The 5,171-nt window shown below is 56.2% G+C and carries 4 protein-coding genes; all 4 read left to right on the forward strand.

Annotated elements, in window-relative coordinates; genetic code table 11:
- Window positions 1-218 precede the first annotated feature (218 nt).
- The 4 genes from ilvD (at window position 219) to AB7E65_RS11880 (ending at window position 4,936) form a co-directional block, all read left to right on the forward strand.
- The gene (gene ilvD, locus AB7E65_RS11865) at window positions 219-1,889 is read left to right on the forward strand and encodes a dihydroxy-acid dehydratase (RefSeq protein WP_072287881.1); all 1,671 of its coding nucleotides are present in this window, start codon (window positions 219-221) and stop codon (window positions 1,887-1,889) included.
- A gap of 79 nt (window positions 1,890-1,968) precedes the next feature.
- Window positions 1,969-3,666 carry a biosynthetic-type acetolactate synthase large subunit gene (ilvB, locus tag AB7E65_RS11870; RefSeq protein ID WP_428746005.1) on the forward strand — a complete coding sequence of 566 codons (1,698 nt, stop codon included), beginning with the start codon at window positions 1,969-1,971 and terminating at the stop codon, window positions 3,664-3,666.
- A 12-nt stretch (window positions 3,667-3,678) separates the two neighbouring features.
- The gene (ilvN, locus tag AB7E65_RS11875; RefSeq protein WP_072287879.1) at window positions 3,679-4,185 is read left to right on the forward strand and encodes an acetolactate synthase small subunit; all 507 of its coding nucleotides are present in this window, start codon (window positions 3,679-3,681) and stop codon (window positions 4,183-4,185) included.
- 106 nt (window positions 4,186-4,291) lie between these two features.
- Window positions 4,292-4,936 carry a phosphatidylserine decarboxylase family protein gene (locus AB7E65_RS11880; RefSeq protein WP_320360524.1) on the forward strand — a complete coding sequence of 215 codons (645 nt, stop codon included), beginning with the start codon at window positions 4,292-4,294 and terminating at the stop codon, window positions 4,934-4,936.
- Window positions 4,937-5,171 lie beyond the last annotated feature (235 nt).

Below are 5,171 nucleotides of genomic sequence, written 5' to 3' on the forward strand. Positions count from 1 at the left end.
TTGGAAGCGGTAGAAAACCATTGTCGCGATTTGGTGGAAGGGTTTGGGCGCATCGTCCGAACCCTTTCTGCATCATCGGCTATTTGGTATTTTCAAAAAAAAGTTTTGCGCTGTCGACAATTTTATGAAATCCGGGATGTGTGACGCTGCTGGTCAAGGCACCCGGAAAGGTCACCGGGGCAGACAACAGATCTTCAGGAAAGGAATCTATCCGACTTATGAAAGGCAAACGAAGCGAAGCCGTCACACAAGGATTTGAACGCGCCCCCCATCGCGCCCTGCTGATGGGCACCGGCATTCCCCGCAAGGAGCTGGACAAGCCCCTTATCGGGATCGCCACCTCTTTTACCGACCTGATCCCCGGCCATATTGGAATGCGCGATCTTGAGCGCTTCATCGAAAAGGGTGTGCATACCGGAGGCGGGTATTCCTTTCTGTTTGGTATTCCTGGTGTCTGTGACGGTATTGCCATGGGTCACAAGGGGATGCACTACTCCCTGTCCACCCGTGAGCTGATTGCCGATATGGTCGAATCGATTGCCGAAGCGCACCGCCTCGATGGTCTGGTGTTGCTCACCAATTGCGACAAGATTACGCCCGGCATGCTGATGGCCGCGGCGCGGCTCGACATCCCCTGTATTGTCGTTACGGCAGGGCCCATGCTGACCGGGACGGGACGTCGCGGTCGTCGTTATTCGTTTGTTACCGATACCTTCGAGGCTATGGCCCGGTTCAAAAAAGGTGAAATCAGCGCCGATGAACTGCAGCAGTGCGAAAACCGCGCATGTCCCGGCGCCGGGTCCTGTCAGGGGCTGTTTACCGCCAATACCATGGCGATTCTGACCGAAACTCTCGGTATGAGCCTGGTAGGATGCGGTACCACGGTAGCGGTTTCTTCCCACAAACGGCATATTGCTTTTGCTTCGGGAGAGCGCATCGTCGATCTGGTCCGGGAAGGCATCACTCCACGACAGATTCTTACCCGGCAGGCTTTCGAAAACGCCATTCGGGTAGATCTGGCGCTTGGCGGATCGAGCAACACGGTTCTGCACCTGCTGGCTATTGCTCATGAGGCGGAAGTCGATCTGCCTCTGGATATGTTCGATAAACTTGGCCGTGACACGCCGCAACTGGCATCCATGAATCCCGGGGGAAAATATTTCATGGAAGATCTCGATGCCGCCGGTGGCGTGCCGGGTGTGCTCTACCAGCTGCGCGACCTTATCCTTGACAACCCCACTCTCGGTGGTATCAGCGTGAAGCAGATCATCGACAGTGTTTATGATGTCGACGAGGAAGTCATTCATCCAATGAGCGATGCGATCCGCCCCGAGGGAGGGATCGCCGTTCTGTCAGGTAATCTGGCCCCTGACGGCGCGATCGTCAAACAGTCGGGGGTATCCGAAAAAATGATGAAATTCGAGGGTACGGCCCGTTGCTTCAATTCAGAGGAAGATGCCATGCAGGCCCTCATGAATGGGGTCGTCAAAGCCGGTGACGTGGTCGTGATCCGTTACGAGGGTCCCAAAGGAGGTCCCGGCATGCGCGAAATGCTTGCCCCTACGGCAACCCTCATGGGACTCGGGCTCGGCGACAGCGTTGCGCTGATCACCGATGGGCGTTTTTCCGGCGGCACCCGTGGCCCGTGCATCGGGCACGTTTCACCGGAAGCCGCGGTGGGGGGGACCATTGCCCTTGTCGAGGATGGTGATGTCATCGAGCTTGACATCCCGACCCGCCGCCTTGAGCTGAAGGTGCCGGAGCAGGTGCTGGAGGAGCGTCGCCAACGCTGGCAGGCTCCCGAGCCCAAGATCAAAAAAGGCTGGTTGTCCCGCTATGCCTCTGTGGTAACGTCGGCCAATACCGGCGCCATCTGTCAGGCGCGATGACAAAGGCCATTGATCCCGGGCGGCAGCCAGGCCGCCGTCCGGGTGTTTTACATGATGCTGGCTTGCGAGGAGGCATGGCGTGAAGAAAACCGGTTCTCAGATACTTCTGGAAAGCCTGGTGCTCGAGGGTGTGGACACGGTGTTCGGTTATCCCGGCGGTACCGTCATCAATATCTACAACGAATTGCTTGATTACCCCATCAAGCACATCCTTACCCGACATGAGCAGGCGGCTGTACACGCTGCCGACGGCTATGCCCGGGCGACGGGCAAGGTGGGCGTGGCCATTGCCACCAGCGGTCCCGGTGCGACCAACACAGTGACCGGTATCGCAACCGCCTACATGGATTCGACTCCGATGGTGGTCATTACCGGGCAGGTGCCGACGCCTCTGATCGGCAACGACGCTTTTCAGGAAGCGGACATTGTCGGCATGACCCGCTCCATTACCAAGCACAATTATCTGGTCAAGGATGTCAAGGACCTTGCACGCATCATCAAACAGGCTTTCTATATCGCCCGCACCGGTCGTCCAGGCCCCGTTCTGATCGATCTGCCTAAAGACGTGCAGATCGCATCGACCCGTTTTTCCTATCCCGAAACCGTTGAACTGCGAGGCTACAAGCCGACTTACAGCGGCAATGTGCGGCAGGTTGAGAAAGCCGCCAAAATGATCCTGGCGTCCCGCCGTCCGGTGCTCTTTGTCGGCGGCGGTGCAACGGCTTCCGATGCCGGCGAGGATCTGATGTCCTTTGCCGAGCTCATCCAGGCACCGGTGGTGACAACCCTGATGGGGATGGCCGCTTTCCCGACGGGGCATCCTCTTGCTCTTGGCATGCTCGGCATGCATGGAACCTATTACGCCAATATGGCCGTTACCAATGCGGACCTTCTGGTTGCCATCGGTGCGCGATTTGACGACCGTGTCACCGGCAGAGTCGCGGCTTTTGCGCCTAAAGCCAAAATCATTCATATCGACATCGATCCCACCTCCATCAAGAAGAATGTCAGGGTTGATCTGCCCATTGTCGGGGAACTGCGGGACGTGATCACCAATATCATGGACCGCCTCCGGAGCGATGCGGCACAGGTCCAGGCTTTTCCGGAGCTTACCGCGTCCTGGCGCAGTCAGATCGATGCCTGGCGTTCCCAGTACCCCATGACTTACAAGGCCAGCGATACCGTCATCAAACCGCAGTTTGTCATCCAGAAGATCCGGGAACTGACGGCCAGGGATGCCGTCATCGCCACCGAGGTAGGACAACATCAGATGTGGACCGCGCAGTTTTTCAATTTCTGCCATCCACGCAGTTTTATAACCTCCGGCGGATTGGGGACCATGGGATTTGGTCTTCCCGCTGCCCTTGGGGCCCAGGTGGCTTGTCCCGACCGGCAGGTCATTGACATTTCCGGGGACGGTTCCTTCCAGATGAATTCCCAGGAACTCGCGACCCTTGTGCAGTACAAACTGCCCGTGAAAATTGCGATTCTGAACAATAATTTTCTTGGCATGGTGCGACAGTGGCAGCAGTTGTTCTTTGATCGGCGCTACAGTCAGACGCCGATGGAGCTGCCGATTGATTTCGTAAAACTGGCCGAGGCTTACGGTGCTACAGGTTTGCGTGCCACCCGTCCTGCCGATGTGGAAGGGGTTATCCGAAAAGCTCTCGAAATACCGGGTCCGGTTCTGATGGAATTCCAGGTCGACCGGGAAGAAAATGTCATGCCCATGGTACCTGCAGGGGCTGCGATCGATGAAATGGTTCTGGCTTCTTAGGAGGTGGGTGTAATGGCAAGCCAAGAGGCAAAACATACGATTTCCGTACTTGTGGAAAACGAGTTCGGGGTCCTGACCCGTGTTGCAGGGCTTTTCTCCGGCCGCGGGTTCAATATTGAAAGTTTGTCGGTCGCGCCGACTCTGGATCCCAGCATCTCCCGCATGACCATTGTGACCAGCGGCGATGAACGCATCCTGGAACAGATCACCAAACAGCTCAACAAGCTCATCGACACCATCAAGGTCATCGATTTTACCGACTGTGAGTTTGTGGAGCGTGAACTGGCGCTGATCAAGGTGCAGGCCACCGAGGATACGCGGGCCGAGGTTCTGCGCATCGTCGATATCTTCCGGGGGAGTGTCGTTGATGTAACGGCGCGGTCCTATACCATCGAGATCACCGGTGCTCCAGGCAAGATTCAGGCGGTTGTCGATCTGCTCAAGCCCATTGGCATTCAGGAAATCGTGCGCTCAGGACCCATCGTTCTGGGGCGCGGACACAAGGGGTGGAACGGCTGAAGTTCTGCCAGTAGCGACACTGCTGTTGCTTGCCTTGGGGATACATGGTAGGGCCCAGCGGCCCGTTCACGTCGTTTTTTTTATGGGACAAGAGAGGAAACGCTTTATGCGTAACCAAAATCAACCGGTAGCTGTCGAAGGCTACCCCTTTATCGGCTTGTTCGCTTTTATCACCTTGGTATTCGCGCTTCTGGGGTGGGGGCTATGTACCATTCTGTTTCTCGGCCTGACCCTGTTTGCAACCTATTTTTTCCGCAATCCCGAGCGCTACAGTGACGCCGAGGCGTCGGCGATTCTGGCTCCGGCCGACGGCAAGGTGATTTATGTCGGGCCTGCCCTGGAGGAGCGCTGTTTCAAAGCTGAAGTCACCAAGATCAGCATCTTCATGTCGGTCTTTGATGTCCATGTGAATCGCGTACCGATTTCCGGCAAGGTTGTGGATCTGTTTTACAACAAGGGGCAGTTTCTCAATGCCTCCCTGGACAAGGCCAGTCTGAACAATGAGCAGTCCGGAATGCTGCTGGAAGACTCTTCGGGACGCAAAATGCTTGTAGTGCAGATAGCCGGGCTGATAGCGCGGCGCATTGTCTCATATCCGGTACTGGGGGATATTCTGCAGCGGGGTGCCCGGTATGGACTGATCCGGTTCGGATCCCGCGTCGATCTTTATTTTCCGGAGGATGTCGATATCCAGGTGCGAGTCGGTGAAAGAGTCTGGGGTGGTGAGTCGGTGCTTGGTTATCTGAAATGATGGATTTTCAGATGCGGGCATGCTCAGGTTGCGGATGAAAGCCGGCGGCGCACCGGCATGGTTTTTGTCTTCCGCTTCAACAAAGAGGCAGGGCCGGTATTTTAAAGATACCGAATATCGTATCGCCGCATCGAAAAAATGCTGCAATAACTGCTGTTTGGACCCTTTACGCCTTGACAGTATGGACTGGATTCTGGTCTAGTACGGTATAGCGAATGTCTGAAAGACGGTGAAG

Source organism: Syntrophotalea sp. (assembly GCF_050253115.1).
In the GTDB taxonomy this organism is placed as follows: Bacteria; Desulfobacterota; Desulfuromonadia; order Desulfuromonadales; family Syntrophotaleaceae; genus Syntrophotalea; species Syntrophotalea acetylenica.